The sequence below is a fragment of the Bradyrhizobium sp. CCGUVB14 genome (genome assembly GCF_024199935.1).
Lineage (GTDB): Bacteria > Pseudomonadota > Alphaproteobacteria > Rhizobiales > Xanthobacteraceae > Bradyrhizobium.
This window is the reverse complement of sequence record NZ_JANADS010000001.1, coordinates 192,501-215,278: the sequence shown is the minus strand read 5'-3', so window position 1 is coordinate 215,278 and position 22,778 is coordinate 192,501. Positions and strand designations below refer to the sequence as shown.

Genomic DNA, 22,778 nt, shown 5'->3' with positions numbered 1-22,778 from the left:
GCAGTCGATTTCAATTGTCGATTGCCGGCCGATATCAGGTTGTCGTGAAGTTGTCGATCAGTGCCGTAGGGTGGGCAAAGGCGCGAAGCGCTGTGCCCACGGCCTCTATCCGTATTGCCAAATGCAAATACGTGGGCACGCTTCGCTTTGCCCACCCTACGGCCGTGTCGCTTGTGGTTACACCGCCAGCTGCCGCGACGCGGCCAATCCCGCCAGTGCCTCGTCCAGCTTCTCGCGATCGAGTGGCTTGATCAAAAACCCGTTCATGCCCGCCTCGAAGCAGGCATAGCGATCTTCCACCAGCGTGTTCGCGGTGAGCGCGAGGATCGGCGTGTGGCGGCCGCCGGTGGCCGTCTCATGGGCGCGGATGCGTTTCGTTGCCTCGATGCCGTCGAGCTGCGGCATCTGGATGTCCATCAAGACCAGATCATAGGGCGTGCCGGCCGAGCTCGCCGCGAGCCAGGATTCCAGTGCGGCTTCGCCATGGACCGCAATGACGACGCGGTGGCCGAGTTTTGTGAGGAGCGACCGCATCAACAGCGCGTTGATCTCGTTGTCTTCGGCGACGAGGATCGAAAGACCTCTCGCGGGCGGTTTGATCGCGGTCGGCTCGACAGGCTCGGGCGCGAGATCGGGCGAGACGACTTCGGGCGTCAGCGCAAGACGCGCGGCGAGGGAGGCTGCGCGCAATGGCTTGACCAGGAAGCCGGTGAAGGCCGGCGAAAGCTTGTCATGACGCGAGCTCGGCGTCAGCAGCACGAGCCGCTGCGTCGCGTGACCACGGGCGATTTCGCCCAGGCGGTCGGCAACGACCGGACCGAGCGCGCGGTCGATCAGCACCGCATGCCATGGGCGTTCCGGCAGCAACGCTTCCGCGACGGACGTATCGGAGACCAGGCAGGTCTGGCCACCCCAGCGTTCCAGCCGCCGCGCGATCAGCGACGCTTCGATGCCGTCGGCCACCAGCAGGATCGACTTGCCGGCGAGATCGGGGCTCGGGAACGCGGTATGTCCGGCGTCGCCGTGCGACGGCGCGAGCGGGATTGCGACCTCGAAGGTCGAGCCCTGCGCCGGCGCGCTCTCCAGCGTGATGCGACCGCCCATGCGCTTGACGATGCGCTCGGAGATGGCGAGGCCGAGCCCGGTGCCGCCATAGGTGCGGGCGACGCGGTCGTCGGCCTGCTCGAATTCGCGGAAGATGCGCTGCTGCGCGTCCGGCGCAATGCCAATGCCGGTATCGCGGACCAGAAAACTGATCTCGTTCGGCCAGATGCCGGGTTCGACGATCAGCGCCACGCCGCCGCTTGCGGTGAACTTGATGGCGTTGCCGGCGAGGTTGAGCAGCACCTGGCGCAGCCGTGCGGCGTCACCGACGACTTCCAGCGGAAGGCGCTCGTCGACGTAAGCCGCGATCTCGAGGTTTTTGGCCTGCGCGCGCGGCGCCAGCAGCTCGGTGACCTCCTCGATCAAGGTCGACAGCGCGAAGGGACGCTGGTCGAGATCGAGCTTGCCGGCTTCGATCTTGGAATAGTCGAGCAGCTCCTCGATCAGCGCCATCAGCGCTTCGCCCGAGGTTTTCACCGCCCGGGCGTAGGTTGTTTGCTCCGGCGTCAGCGAGGTGTCGAGCAGGAGGCCGCCCATGCCGATGATGCCGTTCAGCGGCGTGCGGATCTCGTGCGAGGCCATCGCAAGGAAGCGCGATTTGGCACGGTTGGCGGCGTCGGCCTGGTCGCGGGCATCCGACAGCGCGCGTTCGGTCTCGGTGCGGTCGGTGACGTCGCGCCCGACGCTCTGCAACTCCGCGGGCTGACCGGCGTCGTGCCGCACAAAGCCCTCGCGCCAGGCGATCCAGCGCGCGCCGACCGGCGTCGCGATCTTCTGATCGTGGATGCGGGTACCGTTGCTTTCACGGGCGCTATCGCCCTGCTCCAGCACGTCGAAATCGAAGCGCGTGCCGACCAGCGCACCGCGCTCCTGTCCGGCCAGCGCGCAATAGGCGTCGTTGGCGAAGGTGATCCGTCCCTGATGGTCGCGCAGCACGATCAGATCGCCCTGCGATTCGAACAGGCTGCGGGCGCGCTCTTCGGCTTCCTTCAACTCCCAATTGCGGTCGATCAGCACCTCGTTGTGGGCGGCGAGCTTCTTCATCCGCTTGTTGACGAAACGCAGCCGCATGCTGAGCGTTGCCAGCCCGAGGCAGGCCAGCGCAAACAGGAAGCTCGCACCGATTGCAAACGCGTTGGGATCGTAGCCGGAATTCGGCGCGCGGCTGCCGGTGACGAAGCCATAGGCGCCGCCGAACGTCGCCGAGAAGATCATGAAGGAGCGGATCGCGAAGGCAATCTTGGGGTGCTGTCGCCTGAAGCGGCGCATGCGCACCTTGATCCGGAACGTCCGACCCATTGCCACCGACCCCGACTCTTATTCGAAACCTGCCACCGCCGTTCGCGACGATGTCTCGCGGACCTTGCGAACAACTTGAGGCTTTGCGGCGGCCTCCAAACAGGGTTGACGAGGTGTTAACGCCTCAAAGCGAGGCGGCCTGGAGGGGGAGTGGGCGGTTGCCGCGGGCGCCGACGATCAGGGCTGCCGCTTCCTTCTGCGAGAACGTCTTCGAGCGGACATAGATGCGGTAATCGGCCGGGCCGTCGGTGGCGAGATAGATCACCGGACCGCCGTCGACGGGCTGCGAGGCAATCGTAATGAGGCGGGTCGACGGATTGCCCTGGCAGGCGCCCGGCTCGTCGCTTGCGCCATCGTCGACGACCGCGAAGTCGGCAGCGTCGGCATCGTCGGTGATTTGAACCCGCACCGTTGCCCGTTCCGGATCCTCGGTGAAGGCGACATGCACGCCGGCGGTCCAGAACAGGGAGGTGAGCTCGACCGAGGTCTCGCCGAGGGCGATGCAGGGATTCGAGACCGATCCGATCTCGTTGCGGGCGAACACCGCAGCCGCCAACAGGGGAACCACCGAGGCCAGGATCTTGAAACGCAACATGACACGCTACTCGCCAAGGACACACCCAAGCCCGAACTGGAACTTGTGGGCCTATGGTTTGCAGAGCGTAAAGGAAACTCGTTACCGCCGGGTTGATGCGCTGGATGATCAGGCGAGCTGTCGTACATCCTCCGCGAGTGCGCGATAGGACAGCGCTTCGGCGAGATGCAGCCGGCCGATCTTATCGGCGCCGTCGAGGTCGGCGAGCGTGCGCGCCACCCGCAGCACCCGGTGATAGCCGCGCGCCGACAGCCGCATGGTTTCGGCGGCATCGCGCAGCAGCTTCTGTCCCTGCGCGTCCGGCTTGGCGATATCCTCCAGAACCGACGCCGGCGCCTCGGCATTGGTGCGGATCTGCGGCAGTCCGGCATCCGCGTAGCGCGCGAGCTGGATGTCGCGCGCGGCTGCGACGCGCGCGGCGACCTCAGCGGAGCCTTCGGCCGGCGGCGGCAGGATCAGATCGGCCGCGGTCACGGCCGGCACCTCGATGCGCAGATCGATGCGGTCCATCAGCGGGCCGGAGATGCGCGCCTGGTAATCGCCGGTGCAGCGATCGATGCGGCCGCGCTTGCAGGAATAGCCGGGCTCGAACGCGTTGCCGCAGCGGCAGGGATTCATCGCCGCGATCAGCATGAAGCGGGCAGGGTAGGTGACGCGATGGTTGGCGCGGGAGACCGAGACCTCGCCGTTCTCCAGCGGCTGGCGCAGCGAATCCAGCACGCGCGGATCGAACTCGGGCAGCTCGTCGAGGAACAGCACGCCCTGATGCGCCAGCGAGATCTCGCCGGGCTTTGCGCGCGCGCCGCCGCCGGTGAGCGCGGCCATGCTTGCGGAATGATGCGGCGAGCGGAACGGTCGCTGCGATGTCAGCGCGCCACCCTCGATCTCGCCGGCGACGGAGGCGATCATCGAGACCTCGAGCAATTCGCTCGGCGACAGCGGCGGCAGGATCGAGGGCAGGCGCGCCGCCAGCATCGATTTGCCGGCGCCGGGCGCGCCGATCATCAGGAGGTGATGCCCACCCGCGGCCGCGATCTCCAGCGCGCGCTTGGCGCTCTCCTGGCCCTTGATGTCGCGCAGGTCGAGCCTTGAGGCGGCAGCCTCGTGCACCTTCGGCTCGGGCCGCGACAGCACTTGCGTGCCCTTGAAATGGTTGGCGATCTGAATCAGCGAATGTGCGGCGACGATCTGGATATCCGGGCTCGCCCATGCCGCTTCCGAGCCGCAGGCTGCCGGACAGATCAGGCCTTCCTCGCGCACGTTGGCGCCGATCGCGGCGGGCAGAACGCCGGCCACCGGCGCGATCGAGCCGTCGAGGCCGAGCTCGCCGAGCACGGTAAAGCCGGTCAGCGCATCCGGCGGGATCGCGCCGATCGCCGCCATCAGACCGAGCGCGATCGGCAGGTCGTAATGGCTGCCCTCCTTGGGCAGGTCGGCAGGGGCGAGATTGACGGTGATCCGCCGCGCTGGCAGCGCCAGGCCCGAGGCGATCAGCGCCGAGCGGACCCGCTCGCGCGCCTCCGACACCGCCTTGTCGGGAAGGCCGACGATGGCGAAGGCCGGCAGGCCTGGCGCGACCTGCACCTGCACGTCGACCGCGCGGGCCTCGATCCCTTCAAAGGCGACTGTCGAAACCCGCTGGACCATTCTCGAACCAGATTTGCCCCTCGCACAATTAGGGGTAGCAGACCCGGACCGCTCTGACAAGAACAATACGGGAACGAAGGTGAGGGCGCCGCATTCCCTAACGACCGGTAAACGGGACCCAGACATTAAGCTTCGACTACGCCTCGAATGCGACCGGCTCTCCTCAGCACATTCCAACGAATGTCCGCTACTCCTAAGGCTGCGGGATGGGCCGTGGTCTAACGGGTGAAGAATTCAAATGCTTGCAAATCGCCGCAGAAGCGAACGTCGGGTGTGCACGCGGCTCGCCAAGATCCATTTTGGTGCGGGCTCGCTGCCGCGGGACTGCACGATCACGGATATCTCGGATGGGGGCGTGAAGGTCGTGGCGGAGTTTCTGGAAGTGCCGCCGCAATTCACCATCATCTTCGCGCCCGATTATTCCCGGCAGTGCCGCCTGCGCTGGCGCATCGGCTGCGAATTCGGTGCGGAATTCACCGACTAGTCCTGCCAGACGCGTTTCCTTAACCGGACTTTAGCGTTAATCGGCAAAGCATCTCTGATCAGTCCGCCGGCGGTGATCAGAGTATGTCCAAGCGTTCGTCCCTTGCCTCTCCCCCGGCGAGATTTCTGCTTCCCGCGCTTCTGGTGCTTGCCCTTGGTGGCTGCCAGACCACGGGCCTGGAGGACGTGACCGGCGCGCTCGGTGGCGGCAGCAAGTCGGAGCCTGCGGCGACGGCCGATGCCAGGCCCATGGACGCCCTGCGCGAGTGCTATCGCGCCAAGCCCAGCGATCCCAATGTTGCGCTCGAATACGGCAAGGCGCTGCGCGAAAGCGGCCAGCGTGCCCAGGCGGTCGCGGTGATGGAGCAGGCTGTGCTCGCCCATCCCAGCAACAAGGCGCTGCTCGCCGGCTATGGCCGCGCGCTCGCCGACAATGGCAATTTCCAGCAGGCTTTCGACGTGCTCAGCCGCGCGCATACGCCGGAGGATCCGGACTGGCGCATCCTGTCGGCGCAGGGCGCCGCGCTCGATCAGCTCGGCCGCAACGAGGAAGCGCAGCAATATTACGCTGCAGCGCTGAAGATCGTGCCCGACGAGCCGACCGTGCTGTCCAATCTCGGCCTGTCCTACATGCTGCAAAACAATCTGTCGAAGGCCGAACAGGTGCTCGGCCGCGCCCATCAGCGCAATCAGAACGATGCGCGGGTCCGCGCCAATTTTGCGCTCGTGCTGGGATTGCAGGGCCGCGAGGCCGAGGCTGAAATCCTTGTGAAAGCAGATTTGCCGCCGGATCAGGCCGCAGCCAAGGTCACGGCGCTGCGCCAGCTGCTGTCGAAGAAGCAGCAGCAGCGGGCGGAAAAGTAATCCGCCGCCGCCGAGAGTCGCTTTCGTTCGAATACGCGCTTGCGCTTACGACGCCTTGCGATGCGGAGCGGATCCGCGCCCCGATTTGCCCTTCAGCTTCTTCAGCAGCGGTTCGAGCAGCGAACGCTTCGGCTTCTTCACCTCGCCGCGTCCGGCCAGGCGGTTGGCCATATTCTGGAACAGCACGGTGGTGCGGTGGCTCTTGGAGACCTCCGCGATCATCTGGCCGTTATTGGCGGCGGTCGAGAACAGCTTTGAATCGAACGGGATCACCGCGAGCGGCTGGCTCTCCATCGTCTTGGCGAACGATTTAACGTCGATCTCGGCGCGCTTGTGCATGCCGACCTGGTTGATGCAGTAGAGCGGCGGCCGGTCGTTCGGCCGCGCCGTCTTGAGCACGGTCAGCATGTTCTTGGTGTTGCGCAGGTTGGCGAGATCCGGCTCGGCCACGATGACGATGTCGTCGGCATTGACCAGCGCGCGCTTGGTCCAGGCCGACCATTGGTGCGGCACGTCGAGCACGATGCAGGGCGTGGTCATGCGCAGCGTGTCGAAGATGGCATCGAACGCTTCCGCGCCGAAATCATAGACGCGATCGAGCGTGGCGGGTGCAGCGAGGAGGCTGAGGCGCTCGGTGCATTTGGAAAGCAGGCGCTCCATCAGCGCCGTGTCCGGCCGGTCCTGCGACAGCACCGCGTTGGCGATGCCCTGCGCCGGATCCTGGTTGTAGTCGAGGCCGGCGGTCCCGAAGGCGAGGTCGAGATCGATCACGACGGAGTCGAGCGCGAGGTCGCGCGCGATGGTCCAGGCCACGTTGTGCGCGACGGTGGAGGCGCCGACGCCGCCCTTGGCGCCGACCACCGCGATGACGCGGCCGGTGATGATGGTCTCGGACGCCGAGAACAGGCTGCAGATCGAGCGCACGACGTCGAGGGTCTCGACCGGCCCGACCACGTAATCGTTGACGCCGCGACGCACCAGCTCGCGATAGGGCGCGGTGTCGTTGGGATTGCCGATCACGACCACGCGGGTGCCGGGATCGCAAACGCCGGCGAGATCGTCGAGCCCCTCGAGAATGTCGCGCGTGCCGTCGGATTCGATCACGATGACGTTCGGCGTCGGCATCGTGTCATAGACTTCGATCGCCGCGGCGAGGCCGCCGCTCTTGGCGGTGAGATGCGCCTTGGCGAGACGGCGGTCCTGGCCGGCCGCGGTCACAGCGGCGAGCGTCTGCTCGGTCTCGCAAAAGGCCTGCACCGAGATGCGGGGAACCGGCGCAATGTGTTCCTCGGGGTGCTGCGGATCGTCCGCTTCTTCGTCGATGTCCGTCATTTGCCTGTGTCGCTGAGTTTGGCCTTGTCAGCCTCGGGATAAGAGGTCGCCGTGGTCGTGCCCTTGCGGTAGCGGTCGAAGGCGATGTCGCGCCGTGCGGTATAGGCCGGCGTCTCGGCGCGCGGCTGCTCGAGGTCGGCGGGGTTGTCGATCATCGCGGCGAGATTGCGCTGGGTGGCGCAGCCGAGATTGAAGTAGGGCCGGTTCTCGTTGTAGCCGGGGTCGAGGATCGACGGTCCCATGTCCTCGGGCCACAATCCGCAGGGCCCGGCCACCGCCGCGATCTTGGAATAGCTCAGCCGGATGGTCGGAAGCAGTCCGGGATCTTCGGGACGATAGGGATGCTGCACGATGGCGCGCGACGGCACGCCGCCGCTGCCGAGCACCGCGCGGATCTCGCGATAGGTCGCGGCCGCCGCGCGCGAATTCGTGGTGTCGATGGGCACGTCGATGACGACGGAGCCGGTGCCTTCGCGCACCCAGTCCTGGGCGATGCCCGTCACGTCGGCGTGCTGCTCGGCCGAAAGCCCGCCGCGCGCCTTGCCGACGAAGATCACGATCGAGCGCTTGCCTTCCTGGACCGCGATCGGGTGACGCATGCGGTAGTCGGTCGGCACCGTCTGGGTGGTGACGACATCACCCGTGGTGTTGCAGGCACCCAGCGCGACGGAGAGCCCCGTCAGCGCGAGCGCGATGCGCCAGTTGCGACGTCGATCATTTGTCTTCGTCATCGCTTCATCCCCCTTGCCCGTATCTCGCCCGGTCCCCGAACCGTTGGTGTCAGTCGATGATGAAGCCGAAATCACCGGCATTGCCGTCGATCGGATCGACCCGGCGCGCGATGCCGTAGAGGCGGTTCATGCGGCCGAGCAGCGCCGACTGCGCATCGGAGGACGGCGCGAAGCCGTCATCGGGCCGCGACAATTCCTTCTGGGCGACCGCGCGCACCACATAGGGGGTCACGATCACCATCAGCTCGGTCTCGTTGTTGACGAAGTCCTGGCTGCGGAACAGCGCGCCGAGGATCGGCACCTGGTCGACGCCGGGCAGGCCGTTGATGGCCTGCTTGGTCTGCTGCTGGATCAGGCCGGCCATCGCCATCGAGCCGCCCGAGGGAATCTCGAGCGTGGTCTCGGCGCGGCGGGTCTGGATCGAGGGAATGGTGATGGAGTTGTTCGCGGTCGACGACACCGCCTGTGTCACGGTGATGGCCTGCTGGTTCGACAGCTCCGAGACTTCGGTCATCACGCGCAGGCTGATCCGGCCCTCGCTGAGCACGACCGGGGTGAAGTTCAGCGAGATACCGAACTTCTTGTAGGAGATCTGGGTGGTACAGACATGCGTGGTCGGATCGCAGGAATAGCCTGCGGGGATGGGGAATTCGCCGCCCGCGATGAAGGTCGCGGATTCACCGGAGATCGCGGTCAGGCTCGGCTCGGCCAGCGTCCGCATCACGCCCGCGCTTTCCATCGCGCGCATGGTGGCGCTGACGGTGGCGACGCCCTTGGCGAGGCCCGCGACGCCGAGCCCGTTGCTGGAGACCAGCGGGCCGCCGGAGACCGAGAACGGGTTGGAATTGTTGAAATTCACCACCGCGGTGCCGGCATTCAGGCTGGCGCTGAGATCGACGCCCAATTGCTTGACGATGTCGCGGCGGACTTCGCCGACGACGACTTTCAGCATCACCTGGTCGCGGCCGCGCACGACGATGTTGTTGACGACCTTGTCGGCGCCGCCGACGAGCTTGGCGGCGACGTCGCCGGCCTGCTGGGCCTCGACCGGGCTCGACACCGAGCCGGTCAGCATCACACTGTCGCCGACCCCCTCGATCTGCACGCCCGGCAGCGATGAGCGCAGTGCCGTGCGCATGCCGTTGAGGTCGCGCTTGACCGCGATGTCGTAGGACGCGACCTGCTGACCGTCGGCGGAGAAGAACACCACGTTGGTCTGGCCGACCTGGCCGCCGATGATATAGGCGCGCTGCGCCGAGCGGATCACCGCATTGGCGATCTTGGGATCAGCCACCAGCACATCCTTGACCTCGCGCGGCAGGTCGATCACGACCGACTTGCCGATGCCGAGCGACAGCGAACGCATCCGCGCCGGCATGGTCGAAACCGGCGACACGCCGAGGTCCGGCGCCTGCATCGGCGCCTGGTCTCCGACCGGCGCATCCGCAGCACGGACGAGATCGGGGGCTGCGACCAGCCCCAGTAACAGCATTGCCCCTGCCCAGATCGAGCCGGCGCGCTTCCCCCGAATGCGCAGGCCCATCCGATTGTCCCCGTAGGTCATCATGTCCCCATCACTTCTGTGACGTCAGTTGTCTCGCTTGCACGCCGTAGCGGATCACGTTCACGCCGTTCGAACGCTGCTTGAATGCCTGGTCCTCGGGCCCGTCGGCGGCGCTCGCATCGGCGATACTGCGCAGCGCAAGTGTCAGCGTGCCGCCCTGGCGCGAGACCGAGAGTGTCGTGATCTGGTCGGGCCTGAGCTCCAGCGTGACGGTCTTGCCGACCACGGCGTTCTGGCCTTCCTTTTCCTTCGGCGCCTGATCGATCGCGAGCACGCGGATATTGGTCAGGATGACCTCCGACAGGATCAGGTCATTGCCGCCGGTCGAGCCGTTGGTGCCGACCCCGTCGGGATTCTTCAGGCGTCGCGTCAGGACGATGTCGACGCGGTCGTTCGGCAGGATGAAGCCGCCGGCCGCGGTCTCGGCCGAAATCTCGGTGGACACGGCCCGCATGCCGGACGGCAGGATCGCGGCCATGAAGCCGGAGCCGTCGGCCCGCACCAGCTTCTGCTCGCGGATCGGCTCGCCCTGCATCAAGGGCACGCGTGCGATCGAGCCGGCGATCTGGGTCTGCGCGTCGGGCCGGTTGTCGCGGCGGATAAAGGCGCTGCTTGCGGTCGATTGCGGCCAGGTCTGCCATTGCAGATCCTCGGCCTTCACGGCCTGGCCGAGCTGAATGTCGGATTTGGCGACGAGCACCTCGACCGTCGGCAGCTTCTCGGCCACCGGGAGCGCGGTCGCGGGTTTGTTGTCGTAGCTGCTCGCCAGATACGCAGCGACGCCGCCGGCGCCCAGCGCGATGACGAGAACCACAATGCGTGCGGTGTTCATACGCTTCTACTCTTACGCGGGGTACGCGAACCGCACGTGGCGGGTTCCCCTGCATCGATGAGTAGGGAGTAAAAGTATAAGGGGTGTTGCGAGACCGAGTGTGATGGTCAGTGATGCTGCTGGTTTTCGGCAGATGGTGAATGCCGCGTTATTCGAACGGCGCCGACCCCGTAGATTCACGCATACGCGCTCGTGCGTTCGCACGAGGCGCGGGGCGCGTCATGGTGAATGGGTGGTTAGTGATGGGCTCGCCGTGTTTCCATCGATGTCCGCAGCCAGCGTGGGCGACGCGGCGTCCGACGCGGGCCGCTCGGGCGCAACAAGCCTACTGGCAGGGATACCGGCGGCCGTCCTTTGCTGCGAACGTATTCGTCGCCGCATCGTACGAGCGGTAACGTTGCGCACACGCGGTCGCGTGCTGCTGGGCGGCCGCGGCTTCCTGCTGCGCGGCGGCGCTGGCTGCACCGGCCGCGATGGCGCCGCCGATGAGGCCGCCGACCAGCCCGCCCACACCGGCGCCGTTGTCGTAGCACTGCCCGTAACGGCACCAGACCCGCTCGGTCAGTGCCGGCGCCGCGGCAGCGAGGCCCGGCGCGGCCTGTAACGGCGCCGACATGGCCGAGGTTGAAAACAGCGCGATACCGGCAGCGGCCATCAGGGCAATCTTTGAGGTGTGATCGTTTCGCATCGAATTTCCTGCTTCATTGCTGTGGGTGCAGGACAGCGCCTGCCTCCCGCTTCGTCCCAACGCGGAGCTCATTGGCCGGCGGCATCCACCACACGACAGAGGTTGTTGCTGATGCCTGGAGCCACCTGTCCCGGCGGCATGATGAAGACCGCATCGATGCGGCTGCCTTTGACATCCTTGCGTACGACGACACGCAGCGTCTGCGGCCGCCCGGACCCGGTGGTTTCCTGCTGGGTGGTCAGCGTGCCAAGCGCCTTGTCCACATTCACATTGACAAAGCCCTCCGCCAGAACGGCGCGGGAGACCCTGTCGAGGGCGAGCGTGGGGTTGACCGACGGGAAGATCATCCAGACCTTGTGGGTCGTGCCCGTCACCAGTGGAACGCCGCTGATCTGATAGTGGTCTGCGCAGCTGTCGGCCCGTGCCGGCATCGAGGCGAAAGCCATCAGCGTGACCGCGCAAATTATTCTCGTAAGCATGCTTCCATAACCTGTTTGAGTCGGTCGAAGCGATTTAGGCCAACCGCGCCGCAAGTCCATGGACGTCGGCGCATTCGGGATGGACGTATTCGGTTTCTGGCTAGGACGATCGGTTGCGCGATCTGGATATTCTCGTTCGGAAATCGGATATTGAGCGAGTGAGAGCGCGAGCCGGATTCATCGACGCCATGCTAGCGTGAGCGACGCGGTTGATCGCAGCAGCGGATACCCCGAACGACGGACACGCGGTCCGACCGATGACATCGAATTGCAGACGGCAAATGGCCAACGATTGGGATCTTCATGGTCGAAGACATGCTTGCCACACCTCACGCGCGATCAGGATCGTCGTTTCCGGAGTTGCTCGAAATACTCCGCCCGCACGGGATCAACGCGCATTCCTCACCGAAGCCCGATGGATCATTCCGCTGGCGCGCGGATGTCGCGATCGGCGCGGGCATGGATGTCGTGAGAGCGGATCTGTCCGCAGGCTGGGATTGGCGCTACGCCTACGGCGATTCATCGGGCCAGCTCGCCATCGGCCTCCTGAACGCCGGCAAGGCCGAGATGCTCATTGCCGGAAAGATCGTGCAACGCACGGAAGCCGAGATGGCGATCGTATCGCTTCCGACGCTGCAGCAGCAGCGGGTCGAAGCGGTCGATGGAAGGTATTCGAGCGTGACGCTGACGGTGCGCACGGATGTGGTGACAAAGGTGCTGTCCGCGGCGTTCGGGAACGCGGCGCTGGAAGATCTCGATCTGGCGCCCAAGGTCGATCTGTCCACCGGCGCCGGGCAAACCCTGCTTCAGCTCGTTCGCGCCAGCACGACCGGCTTGTATGACGGGATCCTGGCACGCTCGCCGAAAGCAAGCGCTCTGCTCTCAGAAGCTGCGGTGCAGCTGGTCCTCGAAAATGTGCCCCATCGGCTGATCGAGCGGCTGAACCGCCGTCCCATGGATGTGCCGCCTCGGCACGTCAGGCGGGCCGTCGAATATATGCGGGCCAACCTTCATCTGCCGCTGACGATTGCCGACATTGCCGGGAATGTCGGCATTAGCAGCCGGTTGCTGCAATCGGGATTTCGCAAGATCCACGGAACGACACCCGTCGCCTATTTGCGCAGAATTCGACTCGAAGCGATCCATGACGAACTCTCCCGACCGGAGAATCTCCTTCCGGTCAGCGAAGTCGCGCTGAAATGGGGATTTACCCATATGGGCCGATTTGCAGCGTCGTACCGCGCTGCATTTGGCTTCTATCCGTCCGATACGGTTCGCCGCGTCCGGGGATTTTGCAGCTAGCGCTCCATCCGGGCGACGCGACGGTGGCTATTTCGCCCGCTTCTGCTCGATCACGTCCCAGATCCTGGCCGCGACGTCCGGGCCGCCGAGGCGGGCGATGGCGCGAATGCCCGTCGGCGAGGTCACGTTGATCTCGGTGAGGTTGCCGTTGATGACGTCGATGCCGACGAACAGCAGGCCGCGCTCGCGCAGCGCAGGTCCAACGGTAGCGCAGATCTCGCGCTCGCGCGGGGTCAGCTCGGTCTCCTTGGCCGCGCCGCCGCGCACCATGTTGGAGCGGAGGTCGTCGGCGGCCGGCACGCGGTTCACCGCGCCTGCGAACTCGCCATTGACCAGGATGATGCGCTTGTCGCCGAGCTTCACCTCGGGGATGAACTGCTGGATCACCCAGGCCTCCTTGAAGGTGACCGAGAACATGTCGAACAGCGAGCCGAAATTCATGTCCTGCGGCATCACGCGGAACACCGCGGCGCCGCCATGGCCGTGCAGCGGCTTCATCACGACGGCGCCGTGCTTGTCGCGGAACGCGTTGATCTCATCGAGGTCGCGCGAGATCAAGGTCGGCGGCATCAGCTGCGGAAAATTCATCACGAACAGCTTTTCGGGCGCGTTGCGCACCGAGGCCGGATCGTTGACGACCAGCGTCTTCGGATGAATCCGCTCGAGCATGTGCGTCGAGGTGATGTAGGCGAGGTCGAACGGCGGGTCCTGGCGCAGCAGCACCACGTCGAAGCCGTTCAGCGCCTCGCGCCGGGGCTCGCCCAGGGTGAAATGATCGCCGGGCTCGTCGCGTACGGTCAGGAGCTGGACCGGCGCAACGATCTCCTCGCCGACCATCGAAAGCTTGTCGGGCGTGTAATAGGACAGGCCGTGGCCGCGCTTCTGCGCCTCCAGGAGCAGCGCAAAGGTGGAGTCGCCCTTGATGTTGATGCGGGCGATGGGGTCCATCTGGACGGCGACGTTCAGTTTCATGGTCTGCCTTTCAGGTCGAGGCGTCGAATGCCGCCAACACATGGCGTGGAAGTGATCGCGGCGCAATCAGCATGGCGTCGAATCGCAATTCGAATTCCGCATGCTCGGGATGCGTGGCCAGCCAGCCCTGCGCGGCGTCGATGATGCGCTGCTGCTGGCGCGGCGTCACCGCGTAGGCGGCCTCATCGAGGCTGGCACGCGCCTTGACCTCGACGAAGGCGATCAAATTGCGCCGCCGCGCCACGAGGTCGATCTCGCCATGCGGCGTCCGGTAGCGCTTGGCGAGGATGCGGTAGCCCTTTGCCATCAGGAAGGCTGCGGCGCGACTCTCGGCCGAGATGCCGGTGCGGAACGCGGCGACGCGCTCAGGCGAGGCCGGTTTCGGTTCCGTTGCGTCCTTAGTCTTCGCCATCGCCGCCCCGCAAATCCTTTGCGAGCTCGAGCGCGCGGGCATAGACCTCGCGGCGGGGCCGCCCCGAGAGCGCGACCGCGTGCGCGACGGCGTCCTTGACGCTATGCGCGGCAAGCTGCGCGCGCAGGAGATCGTCCAGCGCATCCGCCGTCAGCACGTCGGCATCCGCAGCTGGCGGGCCGATCACCAGCACGAATTCGCCGCGCGTCTCGAGGCTGTCGGCGTCGCGGGCGAGCTCGCTCAGCGTCGCGCGCGAAATCTCCTCGTGCAGCTTTGTCAGCTCGCGGCAGATCGCGGCTTCACGCGTGCCCATGATCTCGGCGAGATCGGCGAGTGTGTCCTGCACCCGGTTTCCGGAGTCGAACATCACCAGCGTCGCATCGATGCGGGCGAGCTCGGCCAGGCGCGACCGCCGCGCGGCGGATTTCGCCGGCAGAAAGCCCTCGAAGAAGAAGCGATCGGTCGGTAGCGCGGCGACCGACAGCGCTGCCAGCACGGAGGACGGGCCGGGCAGTGCATAGACCGCGTGGCCCGCGGCGCAGACCTCGCGAACCAGCTTGTAACCGGGATCGGAGATCAGCGGCGTGCCGGCATCCGATACCAGCGCGACCGAGCCGCCGGCGGCAAGCGCCTCCAGGATCCTTGGCCGGGCGGCTTCGGCATTGTGCTCATGATATTGCTTGAGCTGCGCCGAGATGTCGTAGCGCTCGGTCAGGCGCCGCGTGATGCGGGTGTCCTCGCAGGCGATGACGTCGACCCCGGCGAGCGTCTGCAGCGCGCGCAGCGTGATGTCGCCGAGATTGCCGATCGGGGTCGCCACCAGATAGAGGCCGGCCGCCGGCTTCGGCACCGCGAGCCGATGGGCGTCGATGGAGAAACCGCGCGGGGCGGCGTCTGGGCCTTCAGGCGTATTTATCGGGGCCGGCTTTGCGCGCATAATGATTCGAACTTAGGCATGATCCCCGGGGCTGGGAACCGGTCCTTCGAAAAAGATCGTGCCAGATGAGGGGCGAGGAAGGACTGGAATGTGATCCATCCGGCATCACATTCTCACGGGAACGAAGCGTCAGCGCCATATTCGCGGCGGAAAGCCCGCCTTGATGCTGGATGACGGACGGCGAACAGCCAGCCAGGCAGCGAGGGCAGCCGCGTTAAGCGGTCATTATCCTTTTGTTTTGGTTAACTATTTGCCGACAATATGCCTGAATCCGCGGCTTCTGTCGCGGCAAGATTTGCTGTGATCGGCCGGCGACGGACGATCAGAAGAGAAGTTGCCATGGTGGGCCCGCGTGATCTGAAGTCTCCCGTTGAGGGGCCCCGTTTCGCGGGTGCGACCCGGCGGAGTGCGCTTGGCCTGCTGCTCGGCACGCCCCTGCTGTCAGCCTGCGCCGGCGTGCAGCAGAGCCTCAGCCAGTTTTCCAACCCGTTCTCGAGCTCCTCTCCGCCGCCGGCCCAGCCGGCAGGCCCGCCGCAGCAGGCGACCACCGCCGGCACCGGCGGGGTGAAGGTTGCGGTGATCCTGCCGCTGTCGGCCGCGGGCAATGCCGGGCTCGCCGCGCAGTCGATGCGCAACGCTGCCGAGATGGCGCTGGCCGAGTTCCAGAACCCGAACATCCAGCTCCTGATCAAGGACGACAATGGCAGCCCGCAGGGCGCGCAAGCCGGCGCGCAGCAGGCGGTCGACGAAGGCGCCGAGATCATTCTGGGGCCGTTGTTCGCACAGTCGGTCCCGGCCGTGGCGCAGGTCGCGCGCACGCGGGGCATTTCGGTGATGGCGTTCTCGACGGATTCGAGCGTCGCCGGCCGCGGCGTCTATCTCTTGAGCTTCCTGCCGGAGTCCGACGTCAATCGCATCGTCGAATATTCCTCCAGCATCGGAAAACGCTCCGTCGCCGTGCTCCTGCCCGACAATGCCTATGGCAATGTCGTCGAAGCCGCGGTGAAGGCCGCGGTGCCCAGGCGCGGCGGACGCATCGTCGCATTCGAGAAATACGGCGCCGACCGCGCTACGCCCGCGCGCACCGTCGCGCAGCAGCTCGGCAGTGCCGATGCGCTGTTCATTGCCGATGACGGCGATGCCGTCGTCGCGGTGGCCGATGCGATGACCGCCGCAGGCGCGAACTTACGCAACATCCAGCTGCTCGGCACCGGCCTCTGGGACAGCCCGCGCGTCTATGCCAGCCCGAACCTGCAAGGCGGCCTCTACGCCGCGCCGGATCCGGCCGGCTTCCGCGCCTTCGCCGGCCGTTACCGCACCAAATACGGCGCCGAGCCGATCCGCACCGCGACACTCGCCTATGACGCGGTCGCACTCGTGGCCGCACTCGCGCGCACGCAGGGCACCACGCGCTTCTCGTCCGATGTGCTCACCAATCCCTCCGGCTTCGCCGGCATCGACGGCCTGTTCCGCTTCCGCGCCGACGGCACCAACGAGCGCGGGCTCGCGGTGATGAAGGTGACGACGGGCGGCGGTGTCGCGGTGGCTGGATCGCCGAAGAGCTTTGGTGCGTAGCAGGCTTCGCCTAAAAATCTATCCTGGCTTGGCCACGGCCGGGACCTGCGCCTCGTACCGGCGCCGGTTGCTCCAATAGATGTTTGCGAACAGAGCGGCTTCCTGGCGATAGGGAATATGATCGTCGGTGTCCTCGCCGGCGTGCGCCTCGATCCAGGCCAGGTGCTCCGCAATGGCGCCAGAGCGGTCGCCCTGCAGGGCACGGATCTGGAATTCGTACATGTGCTGCTCGATATCGAGGTAGCGATCGTACCAGCACGTCGACCACTGACGGTTTTGCAGGGCAAAGCGCCTGATCCAGCGCTCTGCCAGGTCCATCTCATGCTCGGGCTTGGAGAACATCACGTCGCGGCGCGCTTCTTGCAGCGTCTCGATCGCGACCGGCTTGTTCTTCCGCCAGAGCGTCTGCATCGAGGTGTCGGAGAGGAAGCGGTCGGCATAGATCGGATGCTCGAACGCAAGCTCCCGCAAATGCGGCAGTTCGAAATAGACGCGAATCTCCGAACAGACGCTCGCCTTCAGTTCGTTGTCTTCCATCTTGCGATGAAAGGCATCGAAGCCGATGCCGGGAAAGTAAGGCATGAAGGCCGAATGAAACATCTCGTGCAGGCGGTATAGATCCTCGATCGCTGGATTGTCGTAGGTCCGGTTCATCGACACGCCCCACCACGAGCAGAAATGAGCGCGTTCGAGCCGGTCATTGGTGGTATCGCAGAACAAGCGCGGCAGGCTCGCGAATTGTTCGACGATGTCATGGATGAAGCCGCGATTGGCGTGCGAATCGCGGATCGGCTCGCATCGCCACAAGCCGTGCACATGGCGGTGGATGTCTTCGGGATCAGTCACCGCGACGAGATTCTTCAAGATGCGCCTCCGGGGATCGGGCCGGCGGTGCCGATCATTTGCGCCATGGCGGGTGTGAGACAAACGCGCAAATGCGCCTGCGCGTTATTCGCGGGTCGCCGTAGGAAGGCGGCGAGCGCGGGGTCCAGAGTGTCAGACCGGGACGCCCGCGCAAGGATCGTGACGTCACTCGGTGTGAGCGCGATGCCGAGCCGGCGGCCGACTTCCGTGGCAGCCTCGCGCTGAACACGCTTATAGCGGCGCGGCAGGTCGTAGACGTCATGACGCTCGATCAGCGCGAGACCGAGCTGCAGCGAGGTGAGGTTCTTGAACCATTGATTGCCGAACAGGGACGGCATGGCCTCGCGACAGAAGATGCCGCCGATGCGGTCGTAATAGACCCCGAACGGCTTTGAGAGGCTGAAGGCAACGGCCTGCACCGCGGGACTGTCCGCGGCAATACGCGATCCGAGCTCTTCGGCAATACTTCCGACATAGGTGACGTCGAGCAGCAGGCGAGGTTTTGAGGCGCCGGCCGATAGCAGGTCGAAGAAAGCGTTTGCCTGCGGCCAGACATCGCCGTCAATCGCAGAGGGTTGGCTGATACAGAACAACGCGGTCGGCGGAAGCAAACGTCCGACCTTTTCCCAATCGGCGCGGTCATGCTCAACGACCGCTATCCCGCATGCCTCGGCATAGGCCTTGTAGCCCTCGTACTCGCCAGAGAAGACGTGGATTTCGGGATTGAATCGCTCGCTGCGCGCGCGGTTGCCATAAGCGGTTATGACATGAAATAGCGCTTCGCTGCCGCCGGCCGTCGGATAGCGCCAGGGAAATCCGGCCGGCGAAAGCGCAACCACCGGGTCAGCCCAGGCCATCCAGCGAGCGAGGAAGGCTTCGTGAAGCGCAAACTGCTTGCCGGTCCAGGCGTCGCGGAATTGCTCGAGATATTGTCGCCGCGCGGCATCCGGTGACGCCGGGCAGTTGCCGAGGATTGCGTGCTTCGCCGCTTCGGTCTCCGGCGTGACGAGGGCGTAGACCGTCTTGCTCGCACCGGCATCCTTCACGCGCCGGTCGAGTTCGGGATCGTGGATCGCAGGGAGAGGGGCTCGCTCGTTCATGGCCGTCCGAATGCGGGGCAGGATGACGCGCGAGCCAATCTAGCATGGCATAAGGTCAGCTGCCGGAAATCCCGGCGGTTCGCTTATCAAAGCCTTTACGCCGCCAGGTCCGCGACCACGGCATCGAGCACCGGGAATCCGCTACTCGTGACGCGCAGCCGGCCCGTTGCATCGACCGTGATCGCGCCTTCCTCGCGCAACAGCGCGATGCGACCGGGGTCCAGCGGGCGACCTGAGAGCGCCGTGTAACGCTCGGGGTCGATGCCCTCGGCGAGGCGCAGCCCCATCAGCAAAAATTCGTCGGCGCGTTCTTCGCTGTTGAGGAGATCGTCGGTGACGACGCCGTGGCCGCTGCTTTCGACGCGCATCAGCCAGGCTTCGGGCCGCTTCTCGGTGGCGGTGGCATGGCGCACGCCGTCGATGTCGAGGCGGCCATGTGCGCCGGGACCGATGCCGGCATATTCCTCGCCGCGCCAGTACACCAGATTGTGCCGGCACTCGGCGCCGCGCCGCGCGTGATTGGAAATCTCGTAAGCCGGCAGACCGAGCTTGTCGCAGGTCTCCTGCGTCACGTCGTAGAGCGCGCGCGCGACGGCTTCGTCCGGCGTCTTCAGCTTGCCGGCCTGGTGCAGGCCGAAGAACGGCGTGCCTTCCTCGATGGTGAGCTGGTAGAGCGACAGATGCTCGGCCGCTTCATCGATGGCGAGACGCAGCTCGTCGGCCCACATCGCCGGCGTCTGGTCCGGGCGGGCGTAGATCAGGTCGAACGAATAGCGATCGAACGAGCGGCGCGCGATCGCGACGGCATCGAGCGCCTCGCGCGCGCTGTGCATGCGGCCGAGGGCCTTCAGCGAGGCATCGTCGAGTGCCTGCACGCCCAGTGAAACGCGATTGACACCGGCTGCGCGATAGCCGGCAAAGCGCGTGGCTTCGACACTGGTCGGGTTTGCCTCGAGCGTCACTTCGACGTCTTTGGCAACGTTCCAATGCTGGCCGATCGCGTCGAGCACGGCGCCGACGGTCGAAGGCTGCATCAGTGACGGCGTGCCGCCGCCGAGGAAGATCGAGGAGACCTCACGGCCGGGCGCGCGCTGTGCGGTGGTTTCGATCTCGCGGGCGAACGCGGAGGCAAAACGCGCCTCGTCGATCGCGGCGTGGCGGACATGGCTGTTGAAGTCGCAATAGGGACACTTCGACAGGCAGAACGGCCAGTGCACGTAAACGCCAAAGGCTTCAGATTCTTGTTTTGACGCGTTTTCCTGGCGCGAACCGGTGTCCACTTCGCTTGAAAACGCTTTAGCGCGGCTCAAGGCAGATCTCCGCCAGTTTCACGAAGGCGCGGGCGCGGTGCGACAGGCCGAGGCGGAGTGGCGGCAGGCCGTGCTTCTCGATGCTTTCCATCTCGCCGAAGGTGCGCGTGTGACCGTCGGGCAAGAACATCGGATCGTAACCGAAGCCGGCGGTACCGCGCGGCGGCCAGACCATTGTGCCGTCGACGCGCGCCTCGACCTCTTCGAGATGACCGTCGGGCCAGGCGACGCAGAGCGCCGAGACGAAATGCGATTTACGTTTGTCGGGCGTGGTGGCGCCGCGCTCCTGCAACAGGCGCTCGATCTGCGCCATGGCCGCCGCGAAATCCTTGGACGGTCCGGCCCAGCGCGCGCTGTAGATGCCGGGCGCGCCGTCGAGCGCATCGACCACGATGCCGGAATCATCGGCGAAGGATGGAAGCCCGGTCGCCTGCGCCGCCGCGATCGCCTTGATCGCGGCATTGCTGCGGAAGTCGTTGCCGGTCTCGTCGGGCTCGGGCAGGCCGAGCTCGCCGGCCGACGCCACCTCGATGCCGTGAGGCGCGAGCAGCTCCCTCATCTCGGCGAGCTTGCCGGGATTGTGGGTCGCGATGACGAGCTTTCCGGTGATTCGGCGGTGCATGGGCCTATTGACTACGCGACAGCCAGTTTCTGCAAGTCCACCAGACGCGCGATGCCTTTTTGCGCCAGGGCGATCAGCGCGAGGAACTCGTCCTGCGTAAACGGCTCGCGTTCCGCGGTGCCCTGCACCTCGATGATGCGGCCGTCGCCGGTCATAACGAAATTGGCGTCGGTTTCGGCTTCGGAATCCTCGGCATAGTCGAGATCCAGCACCGGCTTGCCCTGATAGATGCCGCACGAGATCGCGGCGACGTTGTCGCGCATCACGTTGGCCTTGATCATGTTGCGCGTCTTCATCCAGTTGATGCAGTCGGCGAGCGCGACCCAGGCACCGGTGATCGAGGCGGTGCGGGTGCCACCATCGGCCTGGAGCACGTCGCAATCGACCGTGATCTGGCGCTCACCGAGCGCTTCGAGATCGACGATGGTGCGCAACGAACGCCCGATCAGGCGCTGGATCTCGACGGTGCGGCCGCTCTGCTTGCCGGCGGCCGCTTCGCGGCGGGTGCGTTCGGAGGTCGCGCGCGGCAGCATGCCGTATTCGGCGGTGACCCAGCCGCGGCCCTGACCCTTCAACCAGGGCGGCAGGCGGTCTTCCAGCGTGGCGGTGACCAGCACATGGGTGTCGCCGAACTTCACGAGACAGGAGCCTTCCGCATACTTCACCACGCCACGCTCCAGCGTCACGGGGCGCAATTCGTCGGGCGCACGGCGGCTTGGCCGCATGGGGAATCCTCCAAAACTCTCGGAAAAGGGCTATTCGCGGTGCTTGTAGGTGGGGTGAGGGTGGGCGGCAAGGGGAAAGGACAAGGCTTTTTCACCCCGGGTTTTCCACCCCGCAAACGCCACGCTTGTCAGAACCCTCGGGGATGGACAAATTATGAGCATCTGAGAGGAGTTACCGTCTGTGGCCCATCACGATCCGATCCATCTGATCGCGCCGCGCGCAGGCCTCGCCCAGCTCAACGAGCGTTCACGCGACATCTTTCGTCAAATTGTCGAAAGCTACCTCGCGACCGGCGAGCCGGTGGGCTCGCGCAACATCTCGCGGCTGATCGCGATGCCGCTGTCGCCGGCCTCGGTCCGCAACGTCATGGCCGATCTGGAACATCTCGGCCTCATCTACGCCCCGCACACGTCTGCCGGCCGGCTGCCGACGGAACTCGGCCTGCGCTTCTTCGTCGACGCCTTGATGCAGGTCGGCGATCTCAACGAGGCCGAGCGGCAGTCGATCCAGAGCCAGCTGACCTCCGTCGGTCAGGCCCAATCAGTCGAGGCGGCGCTCGATCAAGCGCTGACGCGGCTGTCGGGTCTCACCCGCACCGCGGCCGTCGTTTTGACGCCGAAATCGAATACGCGGCTGAAGCACATCGAGTTCGTCCGCCTGGAACCCGAAAAGGCGCTGGTCATCCTGGTTGGCGAGGACGGCCAGGTCGAGAACCGCGTGCTGACGCTGCCGCCGGGAGTTCCCTCCTCCGCCATCATCGAAGCCGGCAATTTCCTCAATGCGCGGATTCGCGGCCGGACGCTCGCCGAGGCGCGGCTCGAGCTGGAAACCGCGCTGGGCGAGGCTCGCGCCGAGCTCGATCAATTGACGCAAAAGGTGATCTCGGCCGGGATCGCGAGCTGGTCTGGCGGCGAGAATGAGGACCGCCAGCTCATTGTCCGCGGCCACGCCAATCTGCTGGAGGACCTGCACGCGCTGGAGGATCTCGAGCGCGTTCGCCTGCTGTTCGACGATCTCGAGACCAAGCGCGGCGTCATCGACCTTTTGGGGCGCGCGGAAACCGCCGAGGGCGTTCGGATCTTCATCGGCAGCGAAAACAAGCTGTTTTCGCTTTCCGGGTCCTCCACCATCATCTCGCCCTATCGGGATGCCGCCGGCCGCATCGTCGGCGTTTTGGGCGTGATCGGGCCGACACGGCTGAATTATGCCCGTGTGATCCCGACCGTGGACTACGCCGCCCGCATCGTCAGCCGCCTGCTGGGGGGCTGACCGGCATTTGAGCCGATCACGGGCGCTTGATTTTCAGCGCCCGAAGCACGATATCCGGGCCAGCAAAATCC

At 65.7% G+C, this 22,778-nt stretch carries 22 protein-coding genes; 5 read left to right on the top strand and 17 right to left on the bottom strand.

Annotated elements, in window-relative coordinates:
* Positions 1–177 precede the first annotated feature (177 nt).
* The 3 genes from NLM32_RS00990 to NLM32_RS00980 all read right to left on the bottom strand — a co-directional run bounded on the left by NLM32_RS00990 (position 178) and on the right by NLM32_RS00980 (position 4,645).
* On the bottom strand, positions 178–2,403 hold the full coding sequence (locus NLM32_RS00990; RefSeq protein ID WP_254127367.1) for an ATP-binding protein: 2,226 nt from the start codon (positions 2,401–2,403) through the stop codon (positions 178–180).
* A gap of 124 nt (positions 2,404–2,527) precedes the next feature.
* Entirely contained in the window at positions 2,528–2,998 is a 471-nt protein-coding gene (locus tag NLM32_RS00985; protein ID WP_254127366.1) for a hypothetical protein, read from the bottom strand.
* Between the two features lie 108 nt (positions 2,999–3,106).
* Complete coding sequence (locus tag NLM32_RS00980; protein WP_254127365.1) at positions 3,107–4,645, bottom strand: YifB family Mg chelatase-like AAA ATPase; 1,539 nt, start codon at positions 4,643–4,645, stop codon at positions 3,107–3,109.
* A gap of 238 nt (positions 4,646–4,883) precedes the next feature.
* On the opposite strand from NLM32_RS00980, the gene NLM32_RS00975 reads away from it, so the two are divergent.
* Entirely contained in the window at positions 4,884–5,129 is a 246-nt protein-coding gene (locus tag NLM32_RS00975) for a PilZ domain-containing protein (RefSeq protein WP_027534981.1), read from the top strand.
* Between the two features lie 83 nt (positions 5,130–5,212).
* Positions 5,213–5,992, top strand: coding sequence for a tetratricopeptide repeat protein (locus NLM32_RS00970; protein ID WP_254127364.1), 780 nt, complete (start codon positions 5,213–5,215; stop codon positions 5,990–5,992).
* Between the two features lie 45 nt (positions 5,993–6,037).
* Here the strand turns inward: NLM32_RS00970 and NLM32_RS00965 are convergent, their stop codons facing one another.
* The 6 genes from NLM32_RS00965 to NLM32_RS00940 form a co-directional block, all read right to left on the bottom strand.
* Positions 6,038–7,324, bottom strand: coding sequence for an AAA family ATPase (locus NLM32_RS00965; RefSeq protein WP_254127363.1), 1,287 nt, complete (start codon positions 7,322–7,324; stop codon positions 6,038–6,040).
* The gene (locus NLM32_RS00960; RefSeq protein ID WP_254127362.1) at positions 7,321–8,055 is read right to left on the bottom strand and encodes a CpaD family pilus assembly protein; all 735 of its coding nucleotides are present in this window, start codon (positions 8,053–8,055) and stop codon (positions 7,321–7,323) included. Before NLM32_RS00960 ends, NLM32_RS00965 begins: the two co-directional genes overlap by 4 nt.
* 49 nt (positions 8,056–8,104) lie before the next feature.
* Entirely contained in the window at positions 8,105–9,619 is a 1,515-nt protein-coding gene (locus tag NLM32_RS00955) for a type II and III secretion system protein family protein (protein WP_254135175.1), read from the bottom strand.
* 10 nt (positions 9,620–9,629) lie between these two features.
* On the bottom strand, positions 9,630–10,451 hold the full coding sequence (gene cpaB / locus NLM32_RS00950) for a Flp pilus assembly protein CpaB (protein ID WP_254127361.1): 822 nt from the start codon (positions 10,449–10,451) through the stop codon (positions 9,630–9,632).
* A 325-nt stretch (positions 10,452–10,776) separates the two neighbouring features.
* A complete protein-coding gene (locus tag NLM32_RS00945; protein WP_254127360.1) occupies positions 10,777–11,139 on the bottom strand; it encodes a BA14K family protein in 363 nt (120 codons plus the stop codon).
* A 68-nt stretch (positions 11,140–11,207) separates the two neighbouring features.
* Positions 11,208–11,585 carry a hypothetical protein gene (locus NLM32_RS00940; RefSeq protein WP_254127359.1) on the bottom strand — a complete coding sequence of 126 codons (378 nt, stop codon included), beginning with the start codon at positions 11,583–11,585 and terminating at the stop codon, positions 11,208–11,210.
* A 642-nt stretch (positions 11,586–12,227) separates the two neighbouring features.
* On the opposite strand from NLM32_RS00940, the gene NLM32_RS00935 reads away from it, so the two are divergent.
* Complete coding sequence (locus tag NLM32_RS00935) at positions 12,228–12,920, top strand: AraC family transcriptional regulator (RefSeq protein WP_254127358.1); 693 nt, start codon at positions 12,228–12,230, stop codon at positions 12,918–12,920.
* 27 nt (positions 12,921–12,947) lie between these two features.
* Here the strand turns inward: NLM32_RS00935 and gshB are convergent, their stop codons facing one another.
* The 3 genes from gshB to rsmI are packed head-to-tail and all read right to left on the bottom strand — an operon-like array spanning position 12,948 to position 15,241.
* A complete protein-coding gene (gene gshB, locus NLM32_RS00930; protein ID WP_254127357.1) occupies positions 12,948–13,892 on the bottom strand; it encodes a glutathione synthase in 945 nt (314 codons plus the stop codon).
* Between the two features lie 10 nt (positions 13,893–13,902).
* On the bottom strand, positions 13,903–14,304 hold the full coding sequence (locus tag NLM32_RS00925; protein ID WP_254127356.1) for a YraN family protein: 402 nt from the start codon (positions 14,302–14,304) through the stop codon (positions 13,903–13,905).
* Positions 14,291–15,241, bottom strand: a complete 951-nt coding sequence (gene rsmI, locus NLM32_RS00920; RefSeq protein WP_254127355.1) for a 16S rRNA (cytidine(1402)-2'-O)-methyltransferase — start codon at positions 15,239–15,241, stop codon at positions 14,291–14,293. The genes NLM32_RS00925 and rsmI overlap by 14 nt, the downstream gene beginning before the upstream one ends.
* A gap of 339 nt (positions 15,242–15,580) precedes the next feature.
* Between rsmI and NLM32_RS00915 the strand changes: the two genes are divergently transcribed.
* Entirely contained in the window at positions 15,581–16,816 is a 1,236-nt protein-coding gene (locus NLM32_RS00915; protein WP_254127354.1) for a penicillin-binding protein activator, read from the top strand.
* Between the two features lie 18 nt (positions 16,817–16,834).
* Here NLM32_RS00915 and NLM32_RS00910 read toward each other — a convergent pair whose 3' ends face one another.
* The 5 genes from NLM32_RS00910 to rph all read right to left on the bottom strand — a co-directional run bounded on the left by NLM32_RS00910 (position 16,835) and on the right by rph (position 21,437).
* A complete protein-coding gene (locus tag NLM32_RS00910; RefSeq protein ID WP_254127353.1) occupies positions 16,835–17,680 on the bottom strand; it encodes a hypothetical protein in 846 nt (281 codons plus the stop codon).
* Positions 17,677–18,780, bottom strand: a complete 1,104-nt coding sequence (locus NLM32_RS00905; RefSeq protein WP_254127352.1) for an aminotransferase class I/II-fold pyridoxal phosphate-dependent enzyme — start codon at positions 18,778–18,780, stop codon at positions 17,677–17,679. Before NLM32_RS00905 ends, NLM32_RS00910 begins: the two co-directional genes overlap by 4 nt.
* 95 nt (positions 18,781–18,875) lie before the next feature.
* Positions 18,876–20,060 carry a radical SAM family heme chaperone HemW gene (hemW, locus tag NLM32_RS00900; protein ID WP_254135174.1) on the bottom strand — a complete coding sequence of 395 codons (1,185 nt, stop codon included), beginning with the start codon at positions 20,058–20,060 and terminating at the stop codon, positions 18,876–18,878.
* Between the two features lie 16 nt (positions 20,061–20,076).
* The gene (rdgB, locus tag NLM32_RS00895; RefSeq protein WP_254127351.1) at positions 20,077–20,712 is read right to left on the bottom strand and encodes an RdgB/HAM1 family non-canonical purine NTP pyrophosphatase; all 636 of its coding nucleotides are present in this window, start codon (positions 20,710–20,712) and stop codon (positions 20,077–20,079) included.
* An 11-nt stretch (positions 20,713–20,723) separates the two neighbouring features.
* The gene (rph, locus tag NLM32_RS00890; protein WP_148777231.1) at positions 20,724–21,437 is read right to left on the bottom strand and encodes a ribonuclease PH; all 714 of its coding nucleotides are present in this window, start codon (positions 21,435–21,437) and stop codon (positions 20,724–20,726) included.
* A 181-nt stretch (positions 21,438–21,618) separates the two neighbouring features.
* Here rph and hrcA point away from each other — a divergent pair, with 181 nt between their 5' ends.
* Complete coding sequence (gene hrcA, locus NLM32_RS00885; RefSeq protein ID WP_254127350.1) at positions 21,619–22,707, top strand: heat-inducible transcriptional repressor HrcA; 1,089 nt, start codon at positions 21,619–21,621, stop codon at positions 22,705–22,707.
* The last annotated feature ends 71 nt before the right edge of the window (positions 22,708–22,778 follow it).

What these genes read in the sequence shown, in the direction of transcription:
- NLM32_RS00990 (WP_254127367.1), bottom strand. Translation starts at nt 2,403, where the DNA reads ATGGGTCGGACGTTCCGGATCAAGGTGCGCATGCGCCGCTTCAGGCGA.
- NLM32_RS00985 (WP_254127366.1), bottom strand. Translation starts at nt 2,998, where the DNA reads ATGTTGCGTTTCAAGATCCTGGCCTCGGTGGTTCCCCTGTTGGCGGCT.
- NLM32_RS00980 (WP_254127365.1), bottom strand. Translation starts at nt 4,645, where the DNA reads ATGGTCCAGCGGGTTTCGACAGTCGCCTTTGAAGGGATCGAGGCCCGC.
- NLM32_RS00975 (WP_027534981.1), top strand. Translation starts at nt 4,884, where the DNA reads ATGCTTGCAAATCGCCGCAGAAGCGAACGTCGGGTGTGCACGCGGCTC.
- NLM32_RS00970 (WP_254127364.1), top strand. Translation starts at nt 5,213, where the DNA reads ATGTCCAAGCGTTCGTCCCTTGCCTCTCCCCCGGCGAGATTTCTGCTT.
- NLM32_RS00965 (WP_254127363.1), bottom strand. Translation starts at nt 7,324, where the DNA reads ATGACGGACATCGACGAAGAAGCGGACGATCCGCAGCACCCCGAGGAA.
- NLM32_RS00960 (WP_254127362.1), bottom strand. Translation starts at nt 8,055, where the DNA reads ATGACGAAGACAAATGATCGACGTCGCAACTGGCGCATCGCGCTCGCG.
- NLM32_RS00955 (WP_254135175.1), bottom strand. Translation starts at nt 9,619, where the DNA reads ATGACCTACGGGGACAATCGGATGGGCCTGCGCATTCGGGGGAAGCGC.
- cpaB (WP_254127361.1), bottom strand. Translation starts at nt 10,451, where the DNA reads ATGAACACCGCACGCATTGTGGTTCTCGTCATCGCGCTGGGCGCCGGC.
- NLM32_RS00945 (WP_254127360.1), bottom strand. Translation starts at nt 11,139, where the DNA reads ATGCGAAACGATCACACCTCAAAGATTGCCCTGATGGCCGCTGCCGGT.
- NLM32_RS00940 (WP_254127359.1), bottom strand. Translation starts at nt 11,585, where the DNA reads ATGGCTTTCGCCTCGATGCCGGCACGGGCCGACAGCTGCGCAGACCAC.
- NLM32_RS00935 (WP_254127358.1), top strand. Translation starts at nt 12,228, where the DNA reads ATGGCGATCGTATCGCTTCCGACGCTGCAGCAGCAGCGGGTCGAAGCG.
- gshB (WP_254127357.1), bottom strand. Translation starts at nt 13,892, where the DNA reads ATGAAACTGAACGTCGCCGTCCAGATGGACCCCATCGCCCGCATCAAC.
- NLM32_RS00925 (WP_254127356.1), bottom strand. Translation starts at nt 14,304, where the DNA reads ATGGCGAAGACTAAGGACGCAACGGAACCGAAACCGGCCTCGCCTGAG.
- rsmI (WP_254127355.1), bottom strand. Translation starts at nt 15,241, where the DNA reads ATGCGCGCAAAGCCGGCCCCGATAAATACGCCTGAAGGCCCAGACGCC.
- NLM32_RS00915 (WP_254127354.1), top strand. Translation starts at nt 15,581, where the DNA reads ATGGTGGGCCCGCGTGATCTGAAGTCTCCCGTTGAGGGGCCCCGTTTC.
- NLM32_RS00905 (WP_254127352.1), bottom strand. Translation starts at nt 18,780, where the DNA reads ATGAACGAGCGAGCCCCTCTCCCTGCGATCCACGATCCCGAACTCGAC.
- rdgB (WP_254127351.1), bottom strand. Translation starts at nt 20,712, where the DNA reads ATGCACCGCCGAATCACCGGAAAGCTCGTCATCGCGACCCACAATCCC.
- rph (WP_148777231.1), bottom strand. Translation starts at nt 21,437, where the DNA reads ATGCGGCCAAGCCGCCGTGCGCCCGACGAATTGCGCCCCGTGACGCTG.